General features: G+C 53.7%; 20 protein-coding genes. 15 read left to right on the forward strand and 5 right to left on the reverse strand.

All coding sequences use genetic code 11. From position 1 onward, the window contains the following. Positions 1-188: 188 nt before the first annotated feature. A complete protein-coding gene (locus AC3G2T_RS02250) occupies positions 189-599 on the reverse strand; it encodes a DUF2621 domain-containing protein (protein ID WP_488434424.1) in 411 nt (136 codons plus the stop codon). 136 nt (positions 600-735) lie between these two features. On the opposite strand from AC3G2T_RS02250, the gene AC3G2T_RS02255 reads away from it, so the two are divergent. Both AC3G2T_RS02255 and purU read left to right on the forward strand, forming a co-directional pair. After that, on the forward strand, positions 736-1,863 hold the full coding sequence (locus AC3G2T_RS02255; RefSeq protein ID WP_474684041.1) for a deoxyribonuclease IV: 1,128 nt from the start codon (positions 736-738) through the stop codon (positions 1,861-1,863). A gap of 53 nt (positions 1,864-1,916) precedes the next feature. Beyond that, positions 1,917-2,816: a formyltetrahydrofolate deformylase gene (purU, locus tag AC3G2T_RS02260; protein ID WP_488434375.1), complete on the forward strand. Its 900-nt coding sequence runs from the start codon at positions 1,917-1,919 to the stop codon at positions 2,814-2,816. 78 nt (positions 2,817-2,894) lie between these two features. Here the strand turns inward: purU and AC3G2T_RS02265 are convergent, their stop codons facing one another. Continuing rightward, positions 2,895-4,130 (reverse strand): DUF1501 domain-containing protein, encoded by a 1,236-nt coding sequence (locus AC3G2T_RS02265; RefSeq protein WP_488434376.1) that lies wholly within the window; start codon positions 4,128-4,130, stop codon positions 2,895-2,897. Positions 4,131-4,150: 20 nt separating this feature from the next. Beyond that, positions 4,151-5,455, reverse strand: a complete 1,305-nt coding sequence (locus AC3G2T_RS02270) for a DUF1800 domain-containing protein (protein WP_488434377.1) — start codon at positions 5,453-5,455, stop codon at positions 4,151-4,153. 259 nt (positions 5,456-5,714) lie between these two features. Here AC3G2T_RS02270 and tkt point away from each other — a divergent pair, with 259 nt between their 5' ends. The 7 genes from tkt to AC3G2T_RS02305 all read left to right on the forward strand — a co-directional run bounded on the left by tkt (position 5,715) and on the right by AC3G2T_RS02305 (position 15,875). Beyond that, positions 5,715-7,736 (forward strand): transketolase, encoded by a 2,022-nt coding sequence (tkt, locus tag AC3G2T_RS02275; protein WP_474684047.1) that lies wholly within the window; start codon positions 5,715-5,717, stop codon positions 7,734-7,736. A gap of 67 nt (positions 7,737-7,803) precedes the next feature. Further along, positions 7,804-8,121 carry a pyrimidine/purine nucleoside phosphorylase gene (gene ppnP, locus AC3G2T_RS02280; protein ID WP_474684048.1) on the forward strand — a complete coding sequence of 106 codons (318 nt, stop codon included), beginning with the start codon at positions 7,804-7,806 and terminating at the stop codon, positions 8,119-8,121. Between the two features lie 271 nt (positions 8,122-8,392). Beyond that, complete coding sequence (locus AC3G2T_RS02285) at positions 8,393-9,265, forward strand: ABC transporter permease (RefSeq protein WP_474684117.1); 873 nt, start codon at positions 8,393-8,395, stop codon at positions 9,263-9,265. After that, positions 9,265-10,152 (forward strand): carbohydrate ABC transporter permease, encoded by an 888-nt coding sequence (locus AC3G2T_RS02290; RefSeq protein ID WP_488434378.1) that lies wholly within the window; start codon positions 9,265-9,267, stop codon positions 10,150-10,152. The genes AC3G2T_RS02285 and AC3G2T_RS02290 overlap by 1 nt, the downstream gene beginning before the upstream one ends. 32 nt (positions 10,153-10,184) lie before the next feature. Further along, positions 10,185-11,723: an extracellular solute-binding protein gene (locus AC3G2T_RS02295; protein ID WP_488434379.1), complete on the forward strand. Its 1,539-nt coding sequence runs from the start codon at positions 10,185-10,187 to the stop codon at positions 11,721-11,723. 81 nt (positions 11,724-11,804) lie between these two features. Further along, positions 11,805-14,132 (forward strand): AraC family transcriptional regulator, encoded by a 2,328-nt coding sequence (locus tag AC3G2T_RS02300; RefSeq protein ID WP_488434380.1) that lies wholly within the window; start codon positions 11,805-11,807, stop codon positions 14,130-14,132. A 27-nt stretch (positions 14,133-14,159) separates the two neighbouring features. Then, positions 14,160-15,875: a glycoside hydrolase family 2 protein gene (locus AC3G2T_RS02305; RefSeq protein ID WP_488434381.1), complete on the forward strand. Its 1,716-nt coding sequence runs from the start codon at positions 14,160-14,162 to the stop codon at positions 15,873-15,875. A 48-nt stretch (positions 15,876-15,923) separates the two neighbouring features. On the opposite strand, the gene AC3G2T_RS02310 is transcribed toward AC3G2T_RS02305, so the two are convergent. Then, on the reverse strand, positions 15,924-17,216 hold the full coding sequence (locus tag AC3G2T_RS02310) for an NAD(P)-binding domain-containing protein (protein ID WP_488434382.1): 1,293 nt from the start codon (positions 17,214-17,216) through the stop codon (positions 15,924-15,926). A gap of 136 nt (positions 17,217-17,352) precedes the next feature. On the opposite strand from AC3G2T_RS02310, the gene AC3G2T_RS02315 reads away from it, so the two are divergent. The 3 genes from AC3G2T_RS02315 (at position 17,353) to AC3G2T_RS02325 (ending at position 20,209) form a co-directional block, all read left to right on the forward strand. After that, positions 17,353-18,708 (forward strand): glucose-6-phosphate isomerase, encoded by a 1,356-nt coding sequence (locus tag AC3G2T_RS02315; RefSeq protein ID WP_474684054.1) that lies wholly within the window; start codon positions 17,353-17,355, stop codon positions 18,706-18,708. 157 nt (positions 18,709-18,865) lie between these two features. Further along, a complete protein-coding gene (locus AC3G2T_RS02320; protein WP_488434383.1) occupies positions 18,866-19,504 on the forward strand; it encodes a YigZ family protein in 639 nt (212 codons plus the stop codon). A gap of 66 nt (positions 19,505-19,570) precedes the next feature. Beyond that, a complete protein-coding gene (locus AC3G2T_RS02325; RefSeq protein ID WP_474684056.1) occupies positions 19,571-20,209 on the forward strand; it encodes a TetR/AcrR family transcriptional regulator in 639 nt (212 codons plus the stop codon). 1,146 nt (positions 20,210-21,355) lie between these two features. Here the strand turns inward: AC3G2T_RS02325 and AC3G2T_RS02330 are convergent. Beyond that, the gene (locus AC3G2T_RS02330) at positions 21,356-21,871 is read right to left on the reverse strand and encodes a YfiT family bacillithiol transferase (protein WP_488434384.1); all 516 of its coding nucleotides are present in this window, start codon (positions 21,869-21,871) and stop codon (positions 21,356-21,358) included. A gap of 449 nt (positions 21,872-22,320) precedes the next feature. Here AC3G2T_RS02330 and AC3G2T_RS02335 point away from each other — a divergent pair, with 449 nt between their 5' ends. From AC3G2T_RS02335 to AC3G2T_RS02345, 3 genes are all read left to right on the forward strand, one after another. After that, the gene (locus AC3G2T_RS02335; protein WP_488434385.1) at positions 22,321-23,646 is read left to right on the forward strand and encodes an ABC transporter substrate-binding protein; all 1,326 of its coding nucleotides are present in this window, start codon (positions 22,321-22,323) and stop codon (positions 23,644-23,646) included. 101 nt (positions 23,647-23,747) lie between these two features. After that, the gene (locus AC3G2T_RS02340) at positions 23,748-24,662 is read left to right on the forward strand and encodes a carbohydrate ABC transporter permease (protein WP_474684118.1); all 915 of its coding nucleotides are present in this window, start codon (positions 23,748-23,750) and stop codon (positions 24,660-24,662) included. Then, entirely contained in the window at positions 24,662-25,477 is an 816-nt protein-coding gene (locus AC3G2T_RS02345) for a carbohydrate ABC transporter permease (protein WP_474684059.1), read from the forward strand. The genes AC3G2T_RS02340 and AC3G2T_RS02345 overlap by 1 nt, the downstream gene beginning before the upstream one ends. Positions 25,478-25,491 lie beyond the last annotated feature (14 nt).

Consider the following 25,491-nt stretch of genomic DNA (forward strand, 5'->3'; position numbering starts at 1 on the left):
CCGCATCTTGGGAGGCTTGGTCGTATGTTCTCTGGTCATGACTTTTCCGAGTTGTTATTAAGAAAGCGCGGAGTTGATTACACGCGACCCTATAAATATAGCTGCAGATGGCCCTGGACAGCTAGTACCGGCGCAAAAAGCTGCTCCCTGAAGCCGATTCTAGGCTTGACGGGGAACAGCTTTTTCGCTTAATTCAACAGATGCTTGTATGCGCTGTAGTCGATCTGATGTTTATCCAGGAAGCTAGTTAGACTCCGGTAATCTCTGCGCGGAGTTGCCAATATGTATCCTTTGATGCAGTGGTCGCGCGTCACTTCCTTGGCTTGCTCCTCCAAAGCGACTTCGCCGATCTTGGCGGCGATGGAATGCTTGGCGATATCGCGGAACGCCGTGGGCACAGGGGAGACCAGTTGGTCGAGGAACGCTTTCGAATCGTCGGTCCACAGGTGGCGGGAAGATTCGACGTAATGATTTTGCCAGTCGAGCTTGGATTTGCCGTCTTCTTTGGGCAGCACCTTCAAAAACTTGCGGAACATGAAATACCCGCCCACCGACATGAAAAACAGCAGAACGAATACCCAGAAAATAATAAACCACATAAACGCGGAGTTGTTCACGATACTTTTCACCTCTGTTACGAGTCGTAGCTATATAAATTATATATCATTTCTAGATTTCTTGCGACTTTCTTAGTAAAATAGACAAGAACTAACCAAAAGCAAAGGAGCAAGAAACATGCCGAAAATCGGGTCGCACGTTTCGTTCTCGGATAAAGGACTGCTGAATGCCGCTGAGGAAGCCGTTACCTACGGTTCTTCCACATTTATGATTTACACGGGTGCACCGCAAAATACACGGCGCAAGCCGATAGAATCGCAATACATCGAAGAGGGCAAGGCATTGATGGACAAGCACGGGATTGACGAAATCATCGTGCACGCCCCGTACATCATCAATTTGGGATCATATAAAGAAGATACTTTTGATCTCGCGGTGAATTTCCTGCAGGAAGAAATCCGCAGAACCGACTATTTGGGAGTGCGCAATATCGTTCTGCACCCCGGCGCTTATACGGACAAGGATGCCGAATACGGCATAAACCGCATCGCGGAAGGGTTGAACATGGTTCTTGAAGGGACCAAAGAGACGAAAGTGAATATCGCTTTGGAGACGATGGCGGGCAAAGGCTCGGAAATCGGCAGAAGCTTTGAGGAAATTGCCGCAATTATCGAAAAGGTGCAGGATAACGGCCGTCTGACCGTATGTCTGGACACCTGCCACGTGCACGATGCCGGATACGATATCATCAACGATCTGGACGGGGTTTTGGAGCAATTTGACCGCACCGTCGGTCTGGACCGCATTGCGGTTATTCATTTGAACGACAGCAAAAATCCGCGCGGCGCTTCGAAAGACCGCCATGCCCCTGTAGGGTCGGGCTGGATCGGTTATGAGGCCATGAGCAGAGTTGTAAATCACGAGAAGCTCAAATCACGGCCGATGATTCTGGAGACGCCGTGGATCGGGAAGGAAGACAAAACGCAGCGTCCGATGTACGAAGCCGAGATTGCGCTGCTGTCAGGCAATTTGAGCGGGCGTTTCGGGGGCGAGTTCCTGGATCATGTGGAGCGCATCGATCATTTGCTGACGAAGAAAGACATTCATCACCGCGACTATATTTTAAAAACATGGGATCTGCTCAAAACGGATGCCAAAGCGAAAAAAGCGGACGGCCGCGAGCCGATGGAACGCTTGTACGATTTGCTTCATGAGGAGGGGTTATTCCCTGAACTCAGCGAAGAACAAATCAACCAAAGGCTGACTGTTTGGCTGGCCGGCAAAGAGGCGCTGAAGCAAGCTTAATCCAAGCCGCAAACAACACAGCACAAGCGCCGCTTTTACTTGAGGAGGATAAGATGGAACGGGTAACAGGCAATTCCTTGACAAAACCAGCAGCAGAACAAAACAATCGGGCCAGGATGCTTATCTCTTGTCCGGATCAGCCGGGCATCGTGGCTGCGGTATCGCAGTTTTTGTTCGAGCACGGCGCAAACATCGTGCAATCGGATCAATATACGATGGACCCGGAAGGCGGGCTGTTCTTTATCCGGATCGAATTCGATCTTCCGGAGATCGAGCGGAAAATCGGCGGCTTTCGGCAGGATTTTGCCGTGGTGGCCGACAAGTTTCAAATGGATTGGAATTTGAGCTTGGCGAGCAGAAAGAAGCGCATCGCCATTTTCGTTTCGAAGGAGGACCACTGTCTGCTTGAGCTGCTGTGGCATTGGCGTTCGGGTGATCTCGACGTCGAGATTGCGATGGTGGTCAGCAACCACCCGGATACGAAAGCTACGGTGGAATCGTTCGGCATTCCGTTCCACCACATCCCGGTGACCGCCGACACGAAGCAGCAGGCCGAAGAGCAGCAGCTCTCCGTACTTGGCGACAATGTGGACGCGATTATTTTGGCCAGATACATGCAGATCATCTCGCCGTCCTTTATCCAGCATTACGCCGACAGAATCATCAATATTCACCATTCGTTCCTTCCGGCGTTTATCGGCGGCAAGCCGTACGATCGCGCGCATAACCGCGGCGTGAAAATCATCGGGGCGACGGCGCACTACGTGACGGAGGAACTCGATGGCGGACCGATCATCGAGCAGGACGTCCAGCGCGTCAGCCACCGCGACAACGTGGAGGATCTGAAAAGAATCGGTCGCCAGATCGAGCGCAGCGTTTTGGCCAGAGCCGTCGCTTGGCATGTCGAAGACCGCATCATCGTGCACAACAACAAAACGGTCGTGTTCTCCTAAATATCTATTTTTCCAGCCACAAAAAGAGGCTGATCCCGGCGCGAATCGGGGTCAGCCTTTTTGCCGTCAGCGAACGGATCAGATGAAGGGGATTTTTTCGTAGGATTTGAAAAGAACGCCCTGTGCATCCCCCTTGAGCCAGGAATCGATCAGCGTGTAGTAGATGGACCGGAAATCCACGGAGTATATAAGGTCCCCGTTGTCAAGCTTGCTGAGGCTCGGATAGGAGCCGTACAAGCCGCCTTTGACGCTGCCTCCAAGCACGAATACGGGAGCCGCCGTGCCGTGATCCGTCCCGCCGCTGCTGTTTTCCTTGAGGCGCCGTCCGAATTCGGAAAAAACCATAACGACGACATCGTTTTGCAGCTGATGCAGCTGCAGATCTTTGTAAAAAGCGCTCAAGGTGCCGTCCAGATCACTCAAAGTCCGGTTATGCTGCTGCGCCTCGTTCGCATGATCGTCAAACCCGCCCAGCTCGGCATAGTAAACGCGAGTGCCGGATTTGCCGGAAATCAGCTTGGCGATCAACTGCATGCGCTGGGCGAATTTGGAGTCCGGATAAGCCGTCAGCGGCTGATACTTGCTGGTCATGGCCTCGATCGCCTCGGCGTATTCAAAGGCGCTTCTGCCTCTTTGAGCGGAGACGCGGAGATATTCCGGCTTGCCGGGAGCATTGTAAATGTCCTTCAAAATTTGCTCGAGCTTGCCGTTCTCCGCGGCACTCTGCTTCGGATTGAAGGCACGGAACTGCCCTAGCGATTGGACGACCGGCACATCGTAGTTTTGGGTGTACAGCGCTTTGTTCGCCCTATCCCCGATCTGAATCGCCGGAAGGGGAGCGGACGGCTTGGACAAATCCACATAGCGGCCCAGCCACCCGCTAATGTACTGTTTCGCGGGCTCGGCGGTCTGCCAGATGTCCATGGAGCGAAAATGCGAGCGGTTCGGGTTCGGATAGCCTACGCCCTGAATGATTGCCAGCTTGCCTTCCTGATACATTCGATGCATCTCCTCCAGCTTCGGATGGAAGCCTAGCTGGTTGTCGATGGCGAGCACCTGGCTTTGCTTGAAGCTTAACTTAGGCCGGGTATCGTAATATTCGCCCGCCCCGTAGGGAATCAGCGTATTCAGGCCGTCGTTACCCCCCGAGAGCTGGACCACGACCAGTACGGGATTTTTGACTTCAGGCTTGGAGGCCGCCGAGTTCGCATAAAGGATGGAATCGGCATCCGCGCTCAGAAAGGCGCCGCCGAAGCTGAGAGTGGCCAGCAGCCCGGTCCCTTTTTTCAAAAATTGTCTTCTCGTCAGTTTCATTTTTTAAGCTACCTCCCTTCCTATTTGAGCTGGGCTTCGGGACACATGAGCAGCAACTGCAGCAGCTTTCGTTTGGCATGTTCCTTCAAATCGCCGGGATCCGGAGCCTCGCCCGCATAACGAAGCAGCCCTTTCAAGGAGACGTCGCTCAATTTGCCGATTCCCAAAAGGCGGCACCACGCTTTGATCATCGTTTCGGCCTGAACCGGCCCTTCCCACTGGGCGAAAAATTTCGCGGAAGCGCGAGCCGCGGCATACTCGGCAAACTGGAAGCGGGCCAAATAATAGTTGGTCGTCAGCCATTCGGCATGCCCGGGCCATCCGGCTACATTCGGCGGAGCGTACAATTCCTGCCCCATTTCCTTGATCGCATATGCAAAATGAATATCCGTAGAAAGCGAGAGGGTTTTGATAATAGAGGTCATGTATTCGGGAGGGGATTTGACCAGCGACATCATTGTGGAATCATGGTAAAACTCATCGGACGTCAGCAGAAATTTCATCGTTTCTCCGATATTTTTCGCTTTGGTCAGGTGGGAAGCAAGCTTATGGACCCACGCATCCGAAGGATTTTCCACGGCGAACGCCTGCAGCAGCTTGCGGGCCAGAAAAGCGTACAACGCTTTTTGTTTCAGCAGAACGTCGATCACCTCGACAAGGCCCAGGTTGCCGGTTTCGCCGAGATACGTTTTCGTGCCGCTGTCGAAATGTTTGGCGTCAAAGACAACCTTGAAAGTTTCGGCATTGTAGCTCCAGCCGGTAAGAGCGCGGGCTCCTTCGCGAACGTCCTGTTCGGTATAATTGCCGATTCCCAGTGTGAACAATTCCATAAGCTCGCGCGAATAGTTTTCGTTGGGGTTTCCTTTTTTGTTATAGCCCGCATCGAGCCAAAGCATCATGGCCGGATCTTTGCTGACGGCAATAAGCAGGTCGCGGATGGGGCCGAGGGCGTGGGTGCGGAGTGTCTCGATTTGCTGCAGCATAAGCGGCATGCTTTGGACTTTGTAAAACGATGTGGCAAAATGCCCATGCCAAAACAACGTCATTTTTTCGATCAGGGGAGCTGTGGAATTCATCATCCGGTACAGCCAGTACACAATCTGGTCGTCCAGCAGCTTTGCTTGCAGTGTTCCGTCGCCCGATTTCAACTCATTGATGGCGGACAGAGGGGCTGCCGCGGAGACCAGCGGTTTGCCGGCGATAAGCCGCTTTACGGTTTCCTCCTTGCCGAAGGACAAGCAGGCTTCGATGGCTGCCGGGTTAACGCTAAATGCGGTGCGGTTTAACAAATGAATCACTTCACGTTCCGTCCAGGCGGTCGGCACGATGGGCACCTCCTAAGGCACATTTAGGGTATCTATAGTAATTAGACGCGTGGGCGATACGTTTTGTTTCGAAAATTGACGAAAAATTTGGCTCTTTTTTCCGAAAATGAAGCTCCATCCGCACGGTCATGAAGATTTTAACGGTTTATTGTGGCAATGCCTCAAAGCAAATGGTACAATAATTCAAGTGAGAAGACTGACTTGTATGTACAAGTAGGGGAAACAAGCAGAAAGAACCACATATAGGAGGGAAACTTTGATGACAGTTACGAACCAAAACATCGACCAGCTTGCTGTAAACACGATCCGCACACTCGGTATCGATGCGATTGAAAAGTCGAAATCCGGACATCCCGGCATGGTGATGGGCGCCGCACCGATGGCCTACGTGCTGTGGACCCAGCATATGAAGCACAATCCGGCGAATCCGAAATGGGTCAACCGCGACCGCTTCGTTTTGTCCGCGGGACACGGCTCCATGCTGCTCTACAGCCTGCTTCACCTGTGCGGGTATGACCTGTCGATCGACGATATTAAAAATTTCCGCCAATGGGGAAGCAAAACTCCAGGGCATCCCGAGTACGGCCATACGGCCGGCGTAGACGCTACGACGGGTCCTCTCGGACAAGGCATCGGCATGGCTGTCGGTATGGCTATGGCTGAAGCTCACCTGAGAGAAACTTACAATAAAGATAATTTCCCTGTCATCGATCACTATACATATGCGATTTGCGGCGACGGGGACATGATGGAAGGCGTATCTTCCGAAGCGGTATCCCTGGCCGGGCACCTGAAGCTCGGCAAGCTGATCATGCTCTACGATTCCAACGACATTTCGCTGGACGGCGAGCTGAACATGGCTTTCTCCGAAAACGTGCAAAAGCGCTTTGAAGCTTACGGCTGGCAAGTGCTGCGCGTCGAAGAGGAAAACAATTTGGCCGCGATTTCCAAAGCGCTGGAAGAAGCGAAAGCGGACACGACCCGTCCGACATTGATCGAAGTGAAGACGACAATCGGCTTCGGCAGCCCGAACAAAGGCGGCAAAGGCGGACATGCGGGCCCTCACGGTTCCCCGCTCGGAACGGAAGAAGCCAAGCTGACCAAGCAAGCGTACGGCTGGCCTGAAGAGCCGGACTTCCTCGTGCCGGACGAAGTCAGAGCGCACTACGCGAAAGTTAAAGAAAACGGAAGCAAAGCCGAACAAGCTTGGAGCGCGCTGCTTGCTGACTACGTCAAAGCTTATCCTGAGCTTGGTGCTCAGTTCAATATGGCTGTCGGCGGCGAGCTGCCTGCAGGCTGGGATGCGGAGCTTCCCGTATATACGACGGAAGACAAGCCTCTGGCGACCCGCGCGGCTTCCGGCAACGCGATCAATGCGATTGCAGGCAAGCTGCCGCAATTGATCGGCGGTTCGGCCGACCTCGCCAGCTCGAACAACACGATGATCAAAGGCGAAGCCAACTACAGCGCCAGCAGCTATGCGGGCCGCAACCTGTGGTTCGGCGTGCGCGAATTCGGCATGGGCACGGCGATGAACGGCATGGCGCTGCACGGCGGTCTGAAAGTGTACGGAGCGACTTTCTTCGTATTCTCCGACTACCTGCGCGCATCGATCCGCCTCGCTGCCCTGATGAAGCTGCCTGTCGTCTACGTCCTGACGCACGACAGCATCGCCGTCGGCGAAGACGGACCGACGCACGAACCGATCGAGCAGCTTCCTGCGCTGCGCATTATCCCTGGCATCACCGTTCTGCGTCCGGCGGATGCGAACGAAACTTCCCAAGCGTGGCGCTATGCGCTGGCCCAGCAGGAAGGTCCGGTCGCGCTGGTACTGACTCGTCAGAACCTGCCGATTCTGGAAGGCTCCGCGGAACTGGCGAAAGCGAACATCGACAAAGGCGCTTACGTCATCGCCGATGCGGCTAACGGCAAGCCTGACGCGCAAATTTTGGCGACCGGCTCCGAAGTTCAGCTGGCTGTGGCGGCTCAGAAGCAGCTGCAGGCGGAAGGCATCCACGTCCGCGTCGTCAGCATGCCGAGCCTGGAGCTGTTCGACAAACAGCCGCAAGCTTACAAAGATTCCGTCATCCTGCCTGACGTGAAAAAACGTCTCGCCGTCGAGATGGCTTACCCGCTCGGCTGGGAAAAATACGTAGGCGACCAAGGCTCGATCCTCGGCATCAGCACGTTCGGCGCTTCTGCGCCTGGAGATAAAGTTCTGAAAGAATACGGCTTCTCCGTCGAGAATGTCGTAGCCAGAGTCAAAGCGCTGTTGGCTTAAGCAAAGCTGCAGCAGCCGACCGCTCATGGGATTATTTACACGTATCGTATAGGGGGAACCGCTACCGATGTCCAGCTTTGAAAATGTAACTGTACTTACGAAAGCCAACGTTTATTTCGACGGCAAAGTAACAAGCCGCACCGTCGTATTTGCCGACGGAACGAAAAAAACGCTCGGCATTTTGCTCCCGGGGGAGTATGAGTTCGGCACCGACACGAAAGAAATTATGGAAATTCAAGCCGGCGAGCTGAACGTTCTGCTTCCGGGCAGCAGCGAATGGATTTCCATCAGCGGACAAGGCGAGTTCACCGTTCCGGCGAATGCCAAATTCAAGCTCGACGTGAAAACCGTCAGCGACTATATTTGCTCTTACATTAGCGAGTAAGCTGAAAGGGCAAGCAGCAAAAGACCTTCCGGTCTCCGAAGTGGATTGTTCCACGGACGAGACCGGGAGGTCTTTTTTTTAATTGCCCCCGCCGGGGGCGGATAGTGGCTTTGCTGCAATAAAGTGCAAAGCCGGTCAAAGCGCGCGGCAAGATTTTTTTAATGCATTCAAGCGGCGCTTCCCCTATAGTCAAGTTGAATTTTCCCCAGCGAACAGATGCAGTTGTAGAAGAAAGGAGTGTGGGGATGTGAAGGCCGCGATAAAGCAGGATATGTTTTTATACTTATTGGTTGCGCCAGGGCTTCTGTATTTTCTCGTATTTAAATATGTGCCGATGTGGGGGGTACTGATCTCGTTTCAAAATTATTCGCCATACACGGGCTTCTGGCATAGCGAATGGGTCGGTTTCGAACATTTCGCGAGGCTGTTTGCCAGCCCGGATTTTTACAAAATGCTGCGGAATACGATGGCGATCAATGCGCTGAGCCTGCTGTTCTTTTTTCCGATTCCGATCATCCTATCGCTAATGCTCAATGAGGCCCAAAAGGAATGGTACAAGAAAACGATTCAATCGATCGTCTATTTGCCCCATTTCCTGTCGTGGGTCATTATCGCCGGGATGAGCTTTCTGCTGCTTTCCCAGTCGGAAGGGGTCGTCAATCAACTGCTTGAATTCCTTGGCTTTGCGCGGGTGGACTTTTTGACCGAGCCCCGGTATTTCTGGGCGCTGCTTACGCTGCAGTCCATCTGGAAGGAAGTCGGCTGGGGGACGGTCATCTTCCTGGCGGCCATGGCCGGAGTAGACACCCAGTTGTACGAGGCAGCCAAGCTGGACGGAGCGGGACGCCTCAGGCAGATGTGGCACATCACGCTTCCGGCAATCAGGAACGTCATCGTCATCCTGCTGATCCTGCGGATCGGCCATATTATGGACGTCGGCTTCGAGCAGGTTTACCTCATGATGAACGGCGCCGTCTCCGAGGTCGCAGAAGTATTTGACACTTACGTGTACCGGGTGGGCATCTTGCAGGGGCAGTTCAGCTACAGCACTGCGGTCGGTTTGTTCAAATCAATCGTCGGCCTCGTGCTGGTCATTATCGCGAACAAGCTTTCGAAAAAATTCGGCGAGGAGGGCGTGTACTGATGAAAATAACCGCTGCGAAAAGTCTCTTCGACCGCGTGTTCGATACGGTGAACACCGTTATGCTGCTGCTGATCGGCATCGCCTGCTTGTTCCCCTTTTACTATGTGCTTGTCATCTCGTTTGCTACGCCGGAGGAATACCGGCAGGGAGGACTGCTGCTGTTTCCCAAAACGTGGACGCTCGCTTCCTACGAATACCTGCTCTCTACCAATACGTTCCTCCGGGCGACGGGAGTCAGCGCGTTCCTGGCGGTCGTCGGCACGGCCTGCAGCCTTGTCGTTACTTCCTCGCTCTCTTACGGTCTGTCGAGAAAAAGGTTGAAAGGCAGAAAAATACTCATGCTGCTCATTTTGCTGACGACACTGTTCAATCCGGGGATTATTCCGGGATATTTGGTGGTCAAGGATTTGGGGCTGATCAACAGCATCTGGTCGTTAATTATACCGGTGCTGACAAGCGGCTGGTATGTACTGCTGATGAAAGGATTTTTCGATTCCATCCCGGCCAGCCTGGAGGAAGCGGCGCGGATCGACGGCTGCAACGACCTGACGGTGTGGATCAAAGTGATTTTGCCGCTGTCGCTGCCGTCGCTGGCCGCCTTCGGCTTGTTCTATGCGGTAGCTTACTGGAGCACATTTTTCACAGCTGTGCTTTACATCAACAAGCCCGAGCAGTGGCCGCTGCAAATTTTGCTGCAAAATATGCTGATCGATTCATCCACATCGATGGGCGCGGGGGCCGTCGCCGACTCGGCGGTGCAATCGATCCCCTCGCAGACGAAAAAGATGGCGGCTGTCATCATTTCGACACTGCCGATATTGCTGGTATATCCATTCCTGCAAAAGCATTTTGCCAAAGGAGCCATGGTTGGCTCGGTCAAGGAATGAGACATATAATGAACAATAGGGAGGCCGAACGTATGAAAAAGAAAAAGAGAACAGGGGCGCGCTTGACGTTCCCGCTCGCCGCGCTGCTTGGCGTGACGCTTGTGACTGCCGGCTGCGGCAGCGGGGCAGGAGGAACTGCGGATACGAACAAAGACGCGGAGCAGAATAAGCCGACGGAAATTAGCATCATGTCCATTTTTTACCAAAAGGAACCGCCCGCACCCGACAATGCGATCCTCAAAGAAGTGGAAAAGCGTACGAATACGAAGCTGAACATTACGTGGATCACACCGAACAATTTCAACGAAAAAGTGAACGTGACTCTCGCTTCCGGCGATTTGCCCGATTTGATGCTCGTCACGGATACTGGCAATGCGGCGTTCCGCAATATGGCCAAGCAGGGGGCGTTCTGGGATTTGACCGACTTGATCAAGGAGTATCCAAATTTTAAAAAATTTCCGGATATTACGTTCCGGAACAACCTGATCGACGGCAAGCTGTACGGTGTGCCGCGGGTCCGGCCGACGGAAGGCAACGCCCAGCCGCTCATTCGCACGGATTGGCTGAAGCAGCTCAATCTGAAGGCGCCGGAAACGATGGACGAGCTCTACAGCGTGATGAAAGCGTTTAAGGAAAAAGCTCCCGACGGCCAGGCCGGCACCGTCGGCTTGAGCGGGTTTGTCAACCAGGCCGATATGGGCCAGTTGAGCTTCGTTCAGGACGTATTTACCGGCAGCAGCGGTAAGTATAAGGCCGTTAACGACAAGCTGGTCGACGTCACGTTCGATCCCGGCATGCGCAAGTCGCTGGAATGGCTGAAGAAAGCTTACGACGAAAAGCTGATTCCACAGGATTTCGGTTTGCTCAAACTCGATCAGGCGAAGGATTTGATGTTCGCGGGCAAGGCCGGCATCTTCGCCGATAAACCGAACCAGATTCCGGGCATGCTGCGGGAAATTAAAAAATCCGGGAAAACCGATGCGGATTTGGAGTGGATTCCCGTTTTGAGCGGGCCGAACGGCAAGTATGCGAGCAAAGGTAACGGGCATTTCGGGATGTTCGTCATTAGCAAAAAAGTACCGCAGGACAAGGTGAAAAAACTGCTGGCGTTCCTTGACTACGGCGCTTCGGATGAAGGGCACGAATTGGCCAACTACGGTATCGAGGGCGTTGATTTTACGAAAAAAGACGGCGCCTATGTCCTGACGGAAAAAGCGGGCAAAGATCCGAGCTTTCAGTTCATGCAAAACATTTTCATGAAATTCGATAAATATGCGAACCTCGGGACGGGCCTTTCGGCTGATAAACTGCAGGCGGAGAAAAAGCTGATCGATCAAGCCGCCGATGTGAGCATCGCCAGCCCAATCTCCGGGCTTTCGTCCGAGACGGCTTCCAAACTGGGCAGCGATTACGACAAGAAAATTCAGGATTTGAAAACCAAAGTGATTATGGGCAAAACATCCCTTGAAGAGTGGGATACATTCGTCGAAGGATTGAAAACGGACAGCAATTATATGAAAATATTAGATGAGTACAACCAAGCTTATCAGGAGCGCACCAAAGCCAAATAATGGGGGGAAATGCCCTTACGGCTCTGCATAGAGGCTGTGGGGGCATCTGCATACTTGCGGTTGGGTGCCGGAGGTGGATTCATGAGACAGAGACTGCGGGAACGGCTTAAGCAGCCGGATTCGGCCGAAAAAGGCCAATATTTTCGAAGGAGTCTGGTTCTTGTCCTGCTGATCACAAGCATTCCTTCGCTTTTTATCGCTGCCAGCAACTATGCGATCGGGATTAATCAAGTGGAGAAGGAAGTGTTTAAATCCCACCAATACAAAATCGAGCAATACTCGGAAATTATGAACAAGCAGTTCGATCAAATTTCGATGGTGATGAGCCGATGGTCGAACAACCCGCTTTTTGGCGATTATTTGGACCAGTACGAGTTTATCGAGCATATCGATGACATGCAGAAGCTGATGCAATCGATGCTCGTGGTAGGCGGCTCCAACGTTCTGGTCGATGAAGCCGACCTGTTCCTGAACCGGCAGCAGGCATTGGTTACGGCAGCAGGGATCGATTATTTGAGCGGCGACGGATTGAAGCGGTATCAAACTTTGCTGCAAAAAAAGGAAGGCTTGTTTCTGACTTACGGGCTTCCGTCGGGCAACGGGCGGCGAACGTTCCCCGTATCGATCATTTTCAAGCTGCCGTGGCATTCGGAGCAGCCCTTCGGCGCTTTTGTATTGAATTTGAACCGGGACGAGCTTGAGCGGACCATCGGCTACATGCAGTCCAGCAGCGATAAAGGGACGACATTCCTGATGCAGCAATCGGGCGACTGGGTGCTGGAGCCCAAAGAGACAGTGCTGGATTTCTCGTTAGCCTTGAAGCAGCAGGTGCTGGACAAAGGGCACGACGTCAAGTCGTTTCCTTTCAAATGGAACGGCGAGACGTACATCGTATCGTTCGGAGATGTAACCCGGGCAGGCTGGATCTATGTGACCGCCAGCCCGTTATCCGAGCTGACGAAGCCCGTTCTGCTCACCTCCAGATGGATCCTCGCCTGCAGCTTGGCGGGCCTGACGGCGGCGCTGCTGCTCGCCTGGCTCGCTTCGCGCCGGCTGTATCGGCCGATCGGACGGCTCGTTGCGCTTTTTGGCGCAGGCAAGGAAGGGGCGAAGGGCGAAGCCAAGCACGAGATTGAGTTTATCGAGCAGCAGTGGGCTTCGCTTACCCGCGAAAGAAGCACGCTGCAGGAACGCTTGCAGCAAGCGGTACCTTCGCTTCGGGAAGGCTTTTTGCTGCAGCTCGCGCAAGGGCATTTGTACGCGACGAACGAGGCCGGCCTGCGTCAGCGGATGGAGCACTTGGGCTGGGAAACGGAAGGACGCCGATTTACCGTGCTGCTGATTCAGCTTTCGGGATTTCACGAAGGGCCGGGCAAATTCATGGAACAGGACAGGCAGCTCGTCTCATTTGCCGCAGCCAATATTGCCCAGGAGCTGTCGGCGGGAAGGCTGATGCAGGCGCATGCGATTAATTTTCAGGATTTATCCGTCGGGTTGTTGTGCATTGCGGACCCCGGGACGGATACCGGAGCATCCCGAAAAATGCTGCACGAGTTGTCGCAGGAATTCATTGCCGTTCTGAGCAAAATATTGCGCATGCATGTAACAGTGATCGTCTGCCCATGGATCGGGCAGGTGAGCCGGGTTCCGCTGCTGCTGGAAGAGGCTCGGCAGGCGTCGCGTTTTCGCGGGCTGCAGGAAGTTCATCAAGTCATTGACCTGGAGGCGTACGAACCTCCTTATCCGTCCAGCGTGCAGTATCCTTTTGCCCAGGAAAAGCAGTTTTTGCATGTGATGCGGCTTGGACTGGAGGAGGAAGCGTATGCTTCCTTCTCGGCCTTTATGGACGAAGCGGAACGGCTCAGCGACAGCGAAGTGCTCGTTCAGCAGGCGATTTTGCAACTGCTTGGGGGTACGAGACATATGCTCATCGAGCTTGGCTTTACCCGGCTTCCGCTGTTTAACGAAGTTCAGCTGTATGAGGAAATGTTTGGGCTTCGCGATCCGGCCGCGCTCAAAAAGTGGTTCCGCCAAAAAGTGATCGCCCCCTATCTGGAGGAATTCGGCAAGGTCCAAAACATCAGCTCCAGAAGGTTGGTCGAGCAGGCCGCCGAGATGTTGGGCACTCGCTATATGCACGATATTTCTCTGGAAGAATGCGCCGAGCAGTTTCATACGAGTCCGTACACGCTCAGCCGTTCCTTCAAGCAGGTTCTCGGGATCAATTATGTCGATTACATCATGAAGCTGCGGATGGACAAAGCGAAAGAACTGCTGACGACGACGCAAATGCAGATCAATGAAATTGCCGAGCGGGTTGGTTATCAGCATTCGTATTTCAATAAAATTTTTAAAGGGGAGACACAACTGACCCCGACGCAGTACCGCAACCAGTTTCGAGAAAAATAAGCAGTTTGCAGGAGGAGGCCGCCTATCATGATTCGCTTGTTTCAAACACATAAGGTTCGCCGCATCGCGGAGTTGGACGGGACGTGGGATTTTACGCCGGTTGAAGGGGATTTTACCGATACCGCTTCCCTGTCATATGGTTATCAATTGATCGTCCCCGGTTGTTGGGAGACGCATCCCCATTTTGCAACGTACCGGGGAGTCGGGGCTTACCGGAAAAAAGTGACGCTTGACCGCAGCGCCAACCTGCGGTTCGAGTTCAAAGGGGTCAGCCATACGGCCCGGATTTATTGGGACGGTGTGCAAATTGCCGAGCATTATAATGCGTATACCGCTTTCGAAGCTTTCGTACGCGGTGTGGAAGCCGGCGAACACGAACTGGTCGTCGTTGCCGACAATTCGTTCGGCGAAGCGTCCTCTCTGCATGTGCCGAACGACTATTATACATACGGAGGCCTCATCCGTCCCGCCATTATGGAAGAGGTTCCCGATGTCCGGATCGGGCGAATCGCTTTTACGCCGAGCCGGGATGCCGGCGACAGCGAGAGTGGCGGCGGCTGGAAGGCGGACATCCGCGTTGCGCTATGCAACACGGGGACCGAGGCGGCCGAAGTGATGCTGCGCGGCACGCTGGCCGGGCAGGAATTCGACCTCGGGTCGGCCGTGATGGAAGCGGGAGCTGCAGCTGTGTGGGGCGGCGAGTATGCGTGCCCCCGGGCGGAGGCTTGGTCTCCTGGCGCGCCACGCCTTTATGAGCTGGACGTGAAGCTGTATGCTCAAGGTCATGCCGAGCCTTTGGACGATCTGATCGAACGGGTCGGATTCCGCACGGTTACGGTGGAACAGGGAAGCATACGGATTAACGGGGAAGCCGTCGTGTTCAAAGGGTTTAACCGGCACGAGGATCATCCGCTGGTCGGAGCGGCATTTCCGGTTGCCCTTATGGCCCAGGATCTCGATCTGATGGCCGACATGGGAGCGAACGCCGTGCGTACCAGTCATTATCCGAACGATGAGCGGTTTCTCGATCTGTGCGACGAAAGAGGCTTTCTCGTATGGGAGGAAAATCATGCGCGGGGATTCAACCTGGAGCAAATGCGCAACCCGAATTTCGTCCGGCAGTGCGGGCAGGTTAACCGGGAAATGGTGGAGCAGCACCGCAATCATCCGTCGATTGCGATCTGGGCGATTTTGAATGAGTGCGCGAGCGATACGGAGGAAGGCAGGGAACACTACAAAAGGCAGTTCGCACAAATCCGTGCTCTTGACGCCAGCCGTCCCCTGACATTCGCTTCGCATCACCGGGACAAGGAGCTGTGCTTCGATCTGGCGGATATCGTCTCGTTTAACTTGTACCCGGGCTGGTACGGAGATGAAGACCCCGGCGAGCTATGCGACCAGGCTAGAGGCTGGGCCAATGCGGCCGGCGGCTCAGGCAAGCCGATGATCATGAGCGAATTCGGCGGAGACGGGCATTACGGCCACCGCAATCCGACGCGGGTGCGCGGCACGGAAGAGCGGCAGGCCGATATTATCGCAGCGAATCTGGCGGCGTATACATCCCGGCCTTATCTTTCCGGGATGTTCATTTGGCAGTTCTGCGACTGCCGGGTGACCGAAGGCACCGGCTGGCTGCTGGCGCGGGCCGGCACGCAGAACAGCAAAGGAATCGTCGACCGCTACCGCCGGCCGAAGCTGGCCTACTCCGTCGTGCAGCAATACTTCAAGCCGTCGCGGCAATAAAATAAACAGCCAGCCTTCTATGCGAATAGATCGGCTGGCTGTTTGTTTTTACAAAGCTTTTTCGATGTTTCGCTCGATGTACTGCTCCAACTTGATTCGTACAAAAGGCGGCAGGCCGGACAGCATGCAGCCGTAGCTGAATTGGTCGCTGCCCGGTTTGGATTCGACGCGGATTACGCGCCCGGTAATCGGAGGCAGATCCGCTTCCCGCGGGAAGTGGATGACGATGAACATGTCCTGCGCGAGCGGGAAGCCGGACGCAATCTGCAGGCCGCTTTCCGACAGATCGTACAGCGTTCCTTCGATGTTTTGCCCGGAGAAGGAGCCCTCCTGCTCCCACTGGTAGACGGACAGCATCAGCTTGATGTCCAGCTTCACGCGCGTGTTGCGCCGGCGTTCGTGTCCTGACAGCGGGGAAGCCGGCTTCGCTTCGGCTGCCGCGGTTTCTTCGTGCGGTCTTGCGACCTGCTGCTGGATCCAGTCCTCGTAGCATTGAACGACCGCACACAAATCGTCTTCGCCGAGCCCTTTGCTGAGCCCCATCTGGAACAGCGCGGTAGCCGAGTGCAGCATCGGCGAAGGCAGTTGGAACTTGCCGGTCAGGTCGGAGGCCAGCAGCAAGTCTTTGAGCATCAGTTTCAGCGAAAACTGATTGCTGAAATCGCGGTCGATGATTTTGTCGCCCTTGAGCTCGGCCTGTCTGCTGTTCGCCGCGCCGGCGCGTACGATTTCCAGGAACTGGGCAGGATTGACGCCTGCCTTGGTGGCGATGGCGAGGCCTTCCGCAAGGCCTGCCGCATTGATGCCCACCATCGTATTGTGGGCCAGCTTCGCATACGAGCCTGCGCCCGAAGGCCCGAGATGGAGGGCTTTGCTGCCGAGCGCCATGAACAGGTCGAAGTGCTCGTCGAACACTTCCTTGCTGCCGCCCACCATGAACGTCAGCGTGCCCGCCTCGGCGGCCGGCTTGCTGCCCGTAACCGGGGCGTCGAGGAAGTCGACGTAATGCGCGGCAAGCTCTTCGGCCAGCCGTTGGCTGGTCTGGGGAGCGACCGTGCTGGAATCGATAATCGTCAGCGCCGGATGAAGGCCGCTGAGCACGCCTTGCTCGCTGTAAAACGTCTCCAGAAGAGCCGCGTCGTTGCTGATCATGGTGAAAAGAACATCCGAATCTTTGGCTGCGTCCGCAGGTGTCCGGGCCAGATCTGCGCCGAGACTGACAAGCTCGTCCGTTTTTTCGGCAGTCCGATTATATACCGTTACGGTATAACCTTTTCTAATCAGGTTTGCGGCCATAGGTTTACCCATAGTCCCAAGTCCGATGAATCCAATACGCTTCATGACCATCACCTCAAGCTATATTTTATCAATCATTTTATCATGCGGAGCATGCCCTGTGAATGCCTGATCGACTTGCATTTGTACGAGCAAATAAGTATGCTAGGTAGAGGAAAAAAATAGAGTGGAGGAGAGAATAATGAGTACTAAACTTCATTTTGATTACAGCAAGGCGTTATCCTTTATTTCCCAGCATGAGGTCGACTATTTGGCCGCGCAGGTGAAAGTTGCCCACGAGCAGCTTCACAACGGGAGCGGAGCGGGTTCCGACTACCTGGGATGGGTGGATCTTCCGGAGAACTACGACCGCGAAGAGTTTGCCCGCATTGGAGCAGCCGCCAAACAAATCCAATCGGACTCGGATGCCCTCGTAGTAATCGGAATCGGAGGCTCCTACCTTGGCGCCCGCGCCGCGATCGAAATGCTGTCGCATTCTTTCTACAACATACTTCCAAAAGGCGCCCGCAAAACGCCTGAAATATATTTTGTCGGCAACAATATCAGCTCTACATACGTTACCCATCTGCTTCAGCTGCTGGAAGGCAAAGATTTCTCCGTCAACGTGATTTCCAAGTCCGGGACGACGACCGAGCCTGCCATTGCATTCCGCATTTTCCGTGAAGCGCTGGAGAAAAAATACGGCAAGGAAGCGGCCCGCAAACGCATCTACGCAACGACCGATAAAGCGCGAGGCGCGCTGAAGACGCTGGCGACGGCGGAAGGCTACGAATCGTTCGTCATTCCCGATGACGTAGGCGGACGCTACTCCGTTCTGACAGCGGTAGGTCTTCTGCCGATCGCGACTGCAGGCATCGACATCGAAGCGATGATGAAAGGCGCGGCGGACGCGCGCAAGGAGTTCGCGAACCCGAACCTGAGCGAGAACTTGAGCTATCAGTATGCAGCTGTGCGCAACGCGCTGTACCGCAAAGGCAAAACGATCGAGATTCTCGTCAACTATGAGCCTGCACTGCATTTCGTTTCGGAATGGTGGAAGCAGCTGTTCGGCGAAAGCGAAGGCAAAGATAACAAAGGGATTTACCCGGCTTCCGTTGATTTCTCCACGGACCTGCACTCCATGGGACAGTTCGTGCAGGAGGGCAACCGCATTTTGTTCGAAACGGTCATTCAGGTCGATCAGGTCGCTGAGCAAATTACGATCGGCACCGACAGCGAGGATTTGGACGGATTGAATTTCCTGAGCGGCAAAACGATGGATTTCGTCAACAAAAAAGCGTTCGAAGGCACCATGCTCGCCCATACGGACGGAGGCGTTCCGAATCTGATCGTGACGCTGCCGGACATTTCCCCGTATACATTCGGTTATATGGTTTACTTCTTTGAAAAAGCATGCGGTATCAGCGGCTACCTGCTTGGCGTCAATCCTTTTGACCAACCGGGCGTCGAAGCGTACAAAAAGAACATGTTCGCTTTGCTCGGCAAACCGGGCTATGAGCAGGAAAAAGCGGAGCTCGAAGCGCGCTTGCAAAAATAACGGACAAAAAACGATCAATCCTTAGGGATCGATCGTTTTTTTATAGGCGATTTACCAATATTTATGTAGTAAATTTTCTTTCCATATTGTAGAAGCAAACTGATGTGTGTAGAATGAAATGAAACAGATGTTTCCCTTCTACCAAGAAAGGTCGGCTATGTTAGCACATTTTAAAACTGTTGAGTCGTACGGATCGGCGGAAATTGTCATTAAAAAATCGCGTTTCATCGGACATGCCAAGCCGGTGGAATCGGAAGAAGAGGCCATCGAATTTATTGAAGCTATCAAAAAGCAGCACGCCTCGGCCACGCACAACTGTTCGGCGTACATGATCGGAGAAAGGGATCAGATACAAAAGCAGTCTGATGACGGAGAACCGAGCGGCACGGCGGGCAAGCCGATTCTGGAAGTCATTAAGCATCAGGGGCTCAAAAATGTCGCGGTTGTCGTCACCCGTTATTTTGGCGGCATTATGCTCGGCGCGGGCGGACTTATCCGTGCGTATACGGATGGAGCCGTGGCGGGCATTGAAGCGGCGAAGCCGATCTACAAGGTCAACCACCGGAGGGTGCTGGTAGAGGTTGATTATACGTGGTACGGCAAGCTGGAGAACGAGCTGAGGAATCAGGGCATGCTGCTCGGGGAGATCGCTTTCACGGATAAAGTGTCTGTGACGTGCTTCCCGATCGCGGATCAGGCGGATTCTTTTATTGGTTGGCTCACGGATATAACGCAAGGTCAAGGTGTCATTCTTTCAGGAGAGAACGAGTACATTATACACAAGAGCCTGCCCTAAGGGGCGGGTTCTCGGATTCGGAGTACACACATAACCGCATACGGCTAAGGATTCGGAGGGATTGGAATGGCGAGGAAAGCAGTCGCGCAGGAGCTAAGCAGAGAAAGAATTCTGACGGAAGCGCGGGATTTATTCAATACTTACGGCTATCGTGCTTTAACGATGCGAAGCATCGCTAAAGCAATGGGCTACAGTCATGGAGCATTATATTATCATTTTAACGAAAAAGCGGAACTGTTCTATGCATTGATTAAAGACGACTTTTCCTTGCTGCTGCAGCGGCAGAGAGAGATGATTTTGCGCGAGCAGGGCTTCAGCGTGAATCTGCTTCAAAAGCTGATGCTGGAGTTTATCTGGTTCGGTCTTAACAATCCTAATCACTATGAAATGATGTTCATGATTCATGAGCCGGAGCTTCAGCAGTATTCCCGAACCGAACAAGCGCAATGCCTCGAAATGTTTGCGGTTGTCATCCGACAGGTGATGGCCGGCGAGCCGGGAGCGGAAAGCAGAAAGTATACGCTTCCCTGGAACTTGTTCATGTCCATGCACGGTCTTATTTCTTACAGCATTCAATTCGGGCAAAGCTATGAAGAAGTACGTAAGCTGGCCGAAGAGCATGTCCGGCTAATCTGCGTGAGCCTTGGTCTGGAAGGGCACGAACAGCGGCCGCACGTAACGCTGATCAGCCCCGAGTCGGCCTAGTCACGCGCCGGGTCGGGGCGGTCTCCTGGCTGCGATACCAGGGAGACCGTCGTAAAGCTCGCGGGCAAAGAGGCATCGCAGGGCAAGCGTGCGAAGTCTAGCTGACCGCGGAGCTGACGAATGCTTGCCCGGTGGAAGCTGCGCGGCTATTTGGCAGGACCAGCAAGCCAGCAAAAGTGAGACCGACGCAAAGCTCGCGGGCAAAGAGGCATCGCAGGGCGTGCGCGCGAAGTCTAGCTGACCGCGGGACTGACGAATGCTTGCCCGGTGGAAGCGGCGCGACTATTTGGCAAGAGCAGCAAGCCAGCAAAAGTGAGACCGACGCAAAACTCGCGGGCAAAGAGGCATCGCAGGGCATGCGCACGGAGTCTATCTGACTGCGAGACTGACGAATGCTTACCCGGTGGAAGCGGCGCGACTATTTGGCAGGAGCAGCAAGCCAGCAAAAGTGAGACCTTCGCAAAGCTCGCGGGCAAAGATGCATTGCAGGACAAGCGCGCGGAGTCTAGCTGACCGCGGAGCTGACGAATGCTTGCCCGGTGGAAGCGGCACGATTATTTGGCCAGGAGTGAAAAGCCTGCAAAAGTGCAGCTTTTTGCTCCTTCGTATGCTCACCAAGAAATATTCCTGCAAAAGTGCAGGTTTTTCTCTAAAATTTGAGGCTTAGCCCTCTCACGATCGGAAATTCCTGCACAATTGCAGGAATTTCCTCCAAACGAGCCGTTTTCTTCGAAAAAGCCTGCACAATTGCAGGCTTTGCCGCGGCGGAGCCGTCTAGGAGCACGAAAATTGTGCTGTTGCGGAGCTTTTCGGCGTTTCTCAAGCATCGCAGCATGCGTCGGCGAGCCCGAGAGGCGTACTCGGCACCCGTCCGAACGATGCCGAGCATCGATGTATGCGCAAGCGGAACCGAAACGGGCCGCGCGTCTCTACCGATGCCAAGCATCGCAGCATGCGTCGGCGAGCCCGAGGGGTGCGCTCGGCATCCGCATCCGAACGATGCCGTGCATCGTTCGCAGGCGGCTTCGCGCCACAGTCGCGAAGCGATTGCATTTCCCTGCCATCCCTAATCGGGGGGCAGGCTGAAGGTTTACCGGAATAGGCTTCCCCATAAGTCATCGGACTTTGGGAAGCCCTTTCTTTTTTTCACATACGTTCCAGGAGTGAAGCGATTTGTGCGATATGATGTCGGCTGTGCCAGGCGTATCTTTGGGCGGCGACATCCAGGCTCATGAGGCCGTGGGTGGGGCTCGTAAATGTTTTTTGAAAGTCCGCAGGGGACAGCGAACGGAGCAGCTCTGCAAATCGGCTGTGAAGCGATTCCAGGAGAAGCAGCGACGGTTCGAGAGGCGCTTGATAGTCGCTTAATTCCGCCCACAAATCTTCCCGATACGAATTGGCCGTGGGATTATACTCAGTGAGTGCTCGCTTGAAACGAATATAGGCATTCATGTCATTATCGGCCATATGATGGACAACTTGCCGAATGGTCCAACCGCCAGGGCGGTATGGCGTGTCCAACTGCACCGGAGTCAGGTGCTGCACGGTCCTTCTGAGCGGTGCCGGTATTTCGAGAATGTCCTCGATCCAGCGGCTGCGTTGTTCAGGGGTTGGGTTCCGCAAGGGCTCGAACTGTCCGATCGGGTAACGGTATGGATCCATAGGCTCGCCTCTTTCCAACATGTAATTATACCGCGCGAAGCTCCCAGCGCGTGGTGTTGCGCTGCATGACGGCGGTCGGTCGAGCACATGCGGCCCACCTACGGTGCAGCGTCGCAACGGGCGCCGGGAGAGGCGCGTTAGGTTTGGGCTTGTAATTCGGCGTCTGTCTCATTATACTGCTAACAAGCAGGCGGAGTCAGGTATTTTTTGGCATTCGTGCTGTTCACAAACAATACCAGGAGGATCGCAATTAATTATGGACAGATAATGCGGACCCGCGATGCCTGTAAAAGTAAAAAAGTGACGTGCGCTCGCTTAGGCAGTAAATAAATGAGCGCACGGACTTAATATTCATGGCATATGTAAGCGCAACCAAATGTGATAGCATGAAAATATCAACAGAACAGAGATGTTGATGCTACAACTTATATCAGGGAGGTTCAAGCAGTATGAAAAAGCTATCAAGCGCAGTCGTGCTGTCGGCGTTGACCTTGTCGCTGGCATTGACAGGTTGTTCCCAGAGACCGGAATCCTCAGCCAAGTCGTCGGATACGGCGAAACAGACGGAAGCGGCTGCAAGCACGGCGGCGGCGAAGGAGGCGAGCGGCGGGAACAAGAAGCGAATTACGGTGTACAGCGCGTCGTCGGATAAGCCGGTGCAGGAAGTGTACAAACAAATCGTAAGCGATTTCAATAAGGAGAATCCGAATATCGACGTAGACCTGCAATTTCCGGGCACTGAGTACGAAAACATGATGAAGGTCAAAATGGCGGCGAACGATTTGCCGGATATTTTCGATACGCACGGGTGGGCAGTGATCCGGTACGGCAAATATTTGGCCGATCTGAGGGATCAGCCGTGGGTGCCGCAGCTGACCGACACGATTAAAGATGTCGTCACGGATAAAACCGGCAAAGTGCATGCGCTCGTGTTGAGCGAGGCGAAGGACGGTTTAACGTACAACGCCGATCTGTTGAAAAAGTACAACATCGAACCGCCGAAAACGTTTGACGAGCTGTTGGCGGCGGCGGACAAATTAAAGACGGAAAGCAAGGGCGAGGTGACGCCGTTTTACTTCTCGGGGATCGACGACTGGATGATCGGGCAGTTTTTCGATTATTTTGCGACATCGCTCCTGATCAGTCCGAAACAGAACGAAGCGCAAAACCTGCTCGACAATAAAATGGATTGGCGGAAATGGGACCCGCTGCCGGAGAAATTCCTGGAAATATCGAAGAAAGGTTACGCCAACAAGGACGTTCTCACGGCAAAATACAGCGATCTGTCCTCGCTGTTCGCTCAGGGCAAAGTAGCTTTCACGCTGCTCGGACCTTCTTTTGCGGATGAAGTGCACAAAGTGAATCCGAATGTGAAAATCGGGTTTATGCCGGTTCCGGCGATGATGCCGGGTGACGAGCCCAACTTCTCAGGCGGCGAGCGTCTGACGATGGGCGTCTTTAAGGACAGCAAAAATATCGATGAAGCGAAAAAGCTGGTCGCCTACTTTGCCAAGCCTGACAATATGAGCAAGTTTGCCAACGTGACCAAGCTTCCTCCGGGCCTGAAAGGCGTGACGGCCAAGCACGAATTTACCGAGTATTACGATAAATATGCCAATGTTCGCGTATTCCCTTATTTTGACAGGGTGTATTTGCCGAACGGTATGTGGGACGTTTTGTGCAAAACGGGAACAGCCCTTCTGGCCGGCCAGGTGACCCCGCAGCAGTATTCCGACAAAATGAAGCAGGAAGTCGAACGATTGAGGAACAAATAAGGCATCGGCGGGGAGCGGGGCGATGCGGCAGCGGTGGTCCCCCGTTCTCCACATATAAGGGGGGAGTGAATTTGTCGGTAAAAGAAATCGTTCAAGCGCAAATGCCGGCCGCTGTGAAGGGGAATCGGCAAAGCCGTTTGGGCCAATCGCTCGGTTCCGCTTCCGTTTTGAATATTTTGTATCTCCCGGCCTTGCTGCTGTTTTGCATCTTTATTTTTTATCCGTTTTTCAAAGGGATACAGATTTCCTTCACGAACTGGGACGGTTACTCTCAGGACTATAAATGGGTTGGCGCAAGCAATTATGGGCGCATGTTCTCCGATCCTGACATCGCCAGAGTCATCCGGAATACGTTCATTTACGGTTTGGGCAGCACGCTTTTTCAAAACATCATCGGCCTCGCCTATGCGCTGTTTTTAAATCAGAAGATCCGCCTCAAAGGCTTGGCGAGAACGATCATCTATTTGCCGGCGATTATAAGCCCGTTGATTATGGGATACATTTGGTATTTCTTCTTTCAATACAGGGGAGGGGCCATTAACGATATCATTTTATTGTTCGCCGATCAGCCGGTCAACCTGCTGGGGATTACGAATCTTAACGTCTGGATCATCACTTTTGTCAACACGTATCAGTTTGTAGGCGTTGCCATGGTCATTTATCTCGCAGGGCTGCAAACGATTCCCAAAGATTACTATGAAGCTGCCAAAATCGACGGCGCCGGTTCCGTCTTCCGGTTCCTCCACGTCACTTGGCCTCTGCTGGCCCCTTCGGTAACGATCAGCATCGTGCTGAATATTATTGGCGGGCTGAAGCTGTTCGATGTCATTGTAGCTTTAACCAATAGCGGTCCGGGGTATGCTTCCGCCTCGTTGTCCACGCTCAATTATCAGCTGTATTTCGGTCGTCAGGACGCCGGATACGCGGCTGCAATCGGTATTCTCATGTTTGCGATCATATCCGTCGTCAGCATCACGACGCTGTTTTATTTAAGACGCAGGGAGGTAGCGGCATAATGAAGAAGCGTTCTTTTTGGCTCGGCACAGGGGCTCTCCTGATCTGTCTCATCCATGCGCTGCCTTTCTATATCTTGTGCACGACCTCTTTTAAAGCTGCCGACGATTTGACATCCAAATGGGTATCTCCCGGATACGTATATCTGGACAATTTTATAAACGCGTGGAATGAAGCCCATCTGGGCACGGCTTTTATGAACAATTTTATCGTTACGTTCAGCGCAGGCGTTCTTATTGTCGTGCTTGGCTCCATCGCTTCGTACCCTCTGTCCAGACACCAGACCAGGCTCAACAAAATGATGTATACGGTATTCATCTCGGCGCTGATCGTGCCTCCGCTCATGACTCTGGTGCCGCTTTACAAGGTGATGGTGGATATCGGGGCGATGAACCATTATTGGGGCATTATTTTACTGCACGTTACATTCAGCCTGCCGATGACGATTTTTCTGTATACGGGGTTCATCAGCTCCATTCCGTATGAAATTGACGAAGCTGCGCTGATCGATGGGGCTGGGCGTTTTATGCTGTTTTACCGCGTCATCCTGCCTCTGCTGAAGCCGATTACGGCTACCGTTATCATTTTGAACTGCGTCAACATATGGAACGACTTTCAGTTCTCGCTGTTTTTTTTGCAAAAAACGGATACCCGGACGATTACGGTCGCGCTGTCGGGCTTTTTCAGCCAATACAACAACAATATCGGTTGGGTAGCCGCCGGATCGCTAATGGGCGCCGTGCCGATCATTCTCGTGTATTTGTTCCTGCAGCGGTATTTCATTAGCGGGATGGCCTCCGGTGCCGTAAAAGGGTAAACAAGCCCGCTTCC

Source organism: Paenibacillus sp. sgz302191 (assembly GCF_057749925.1).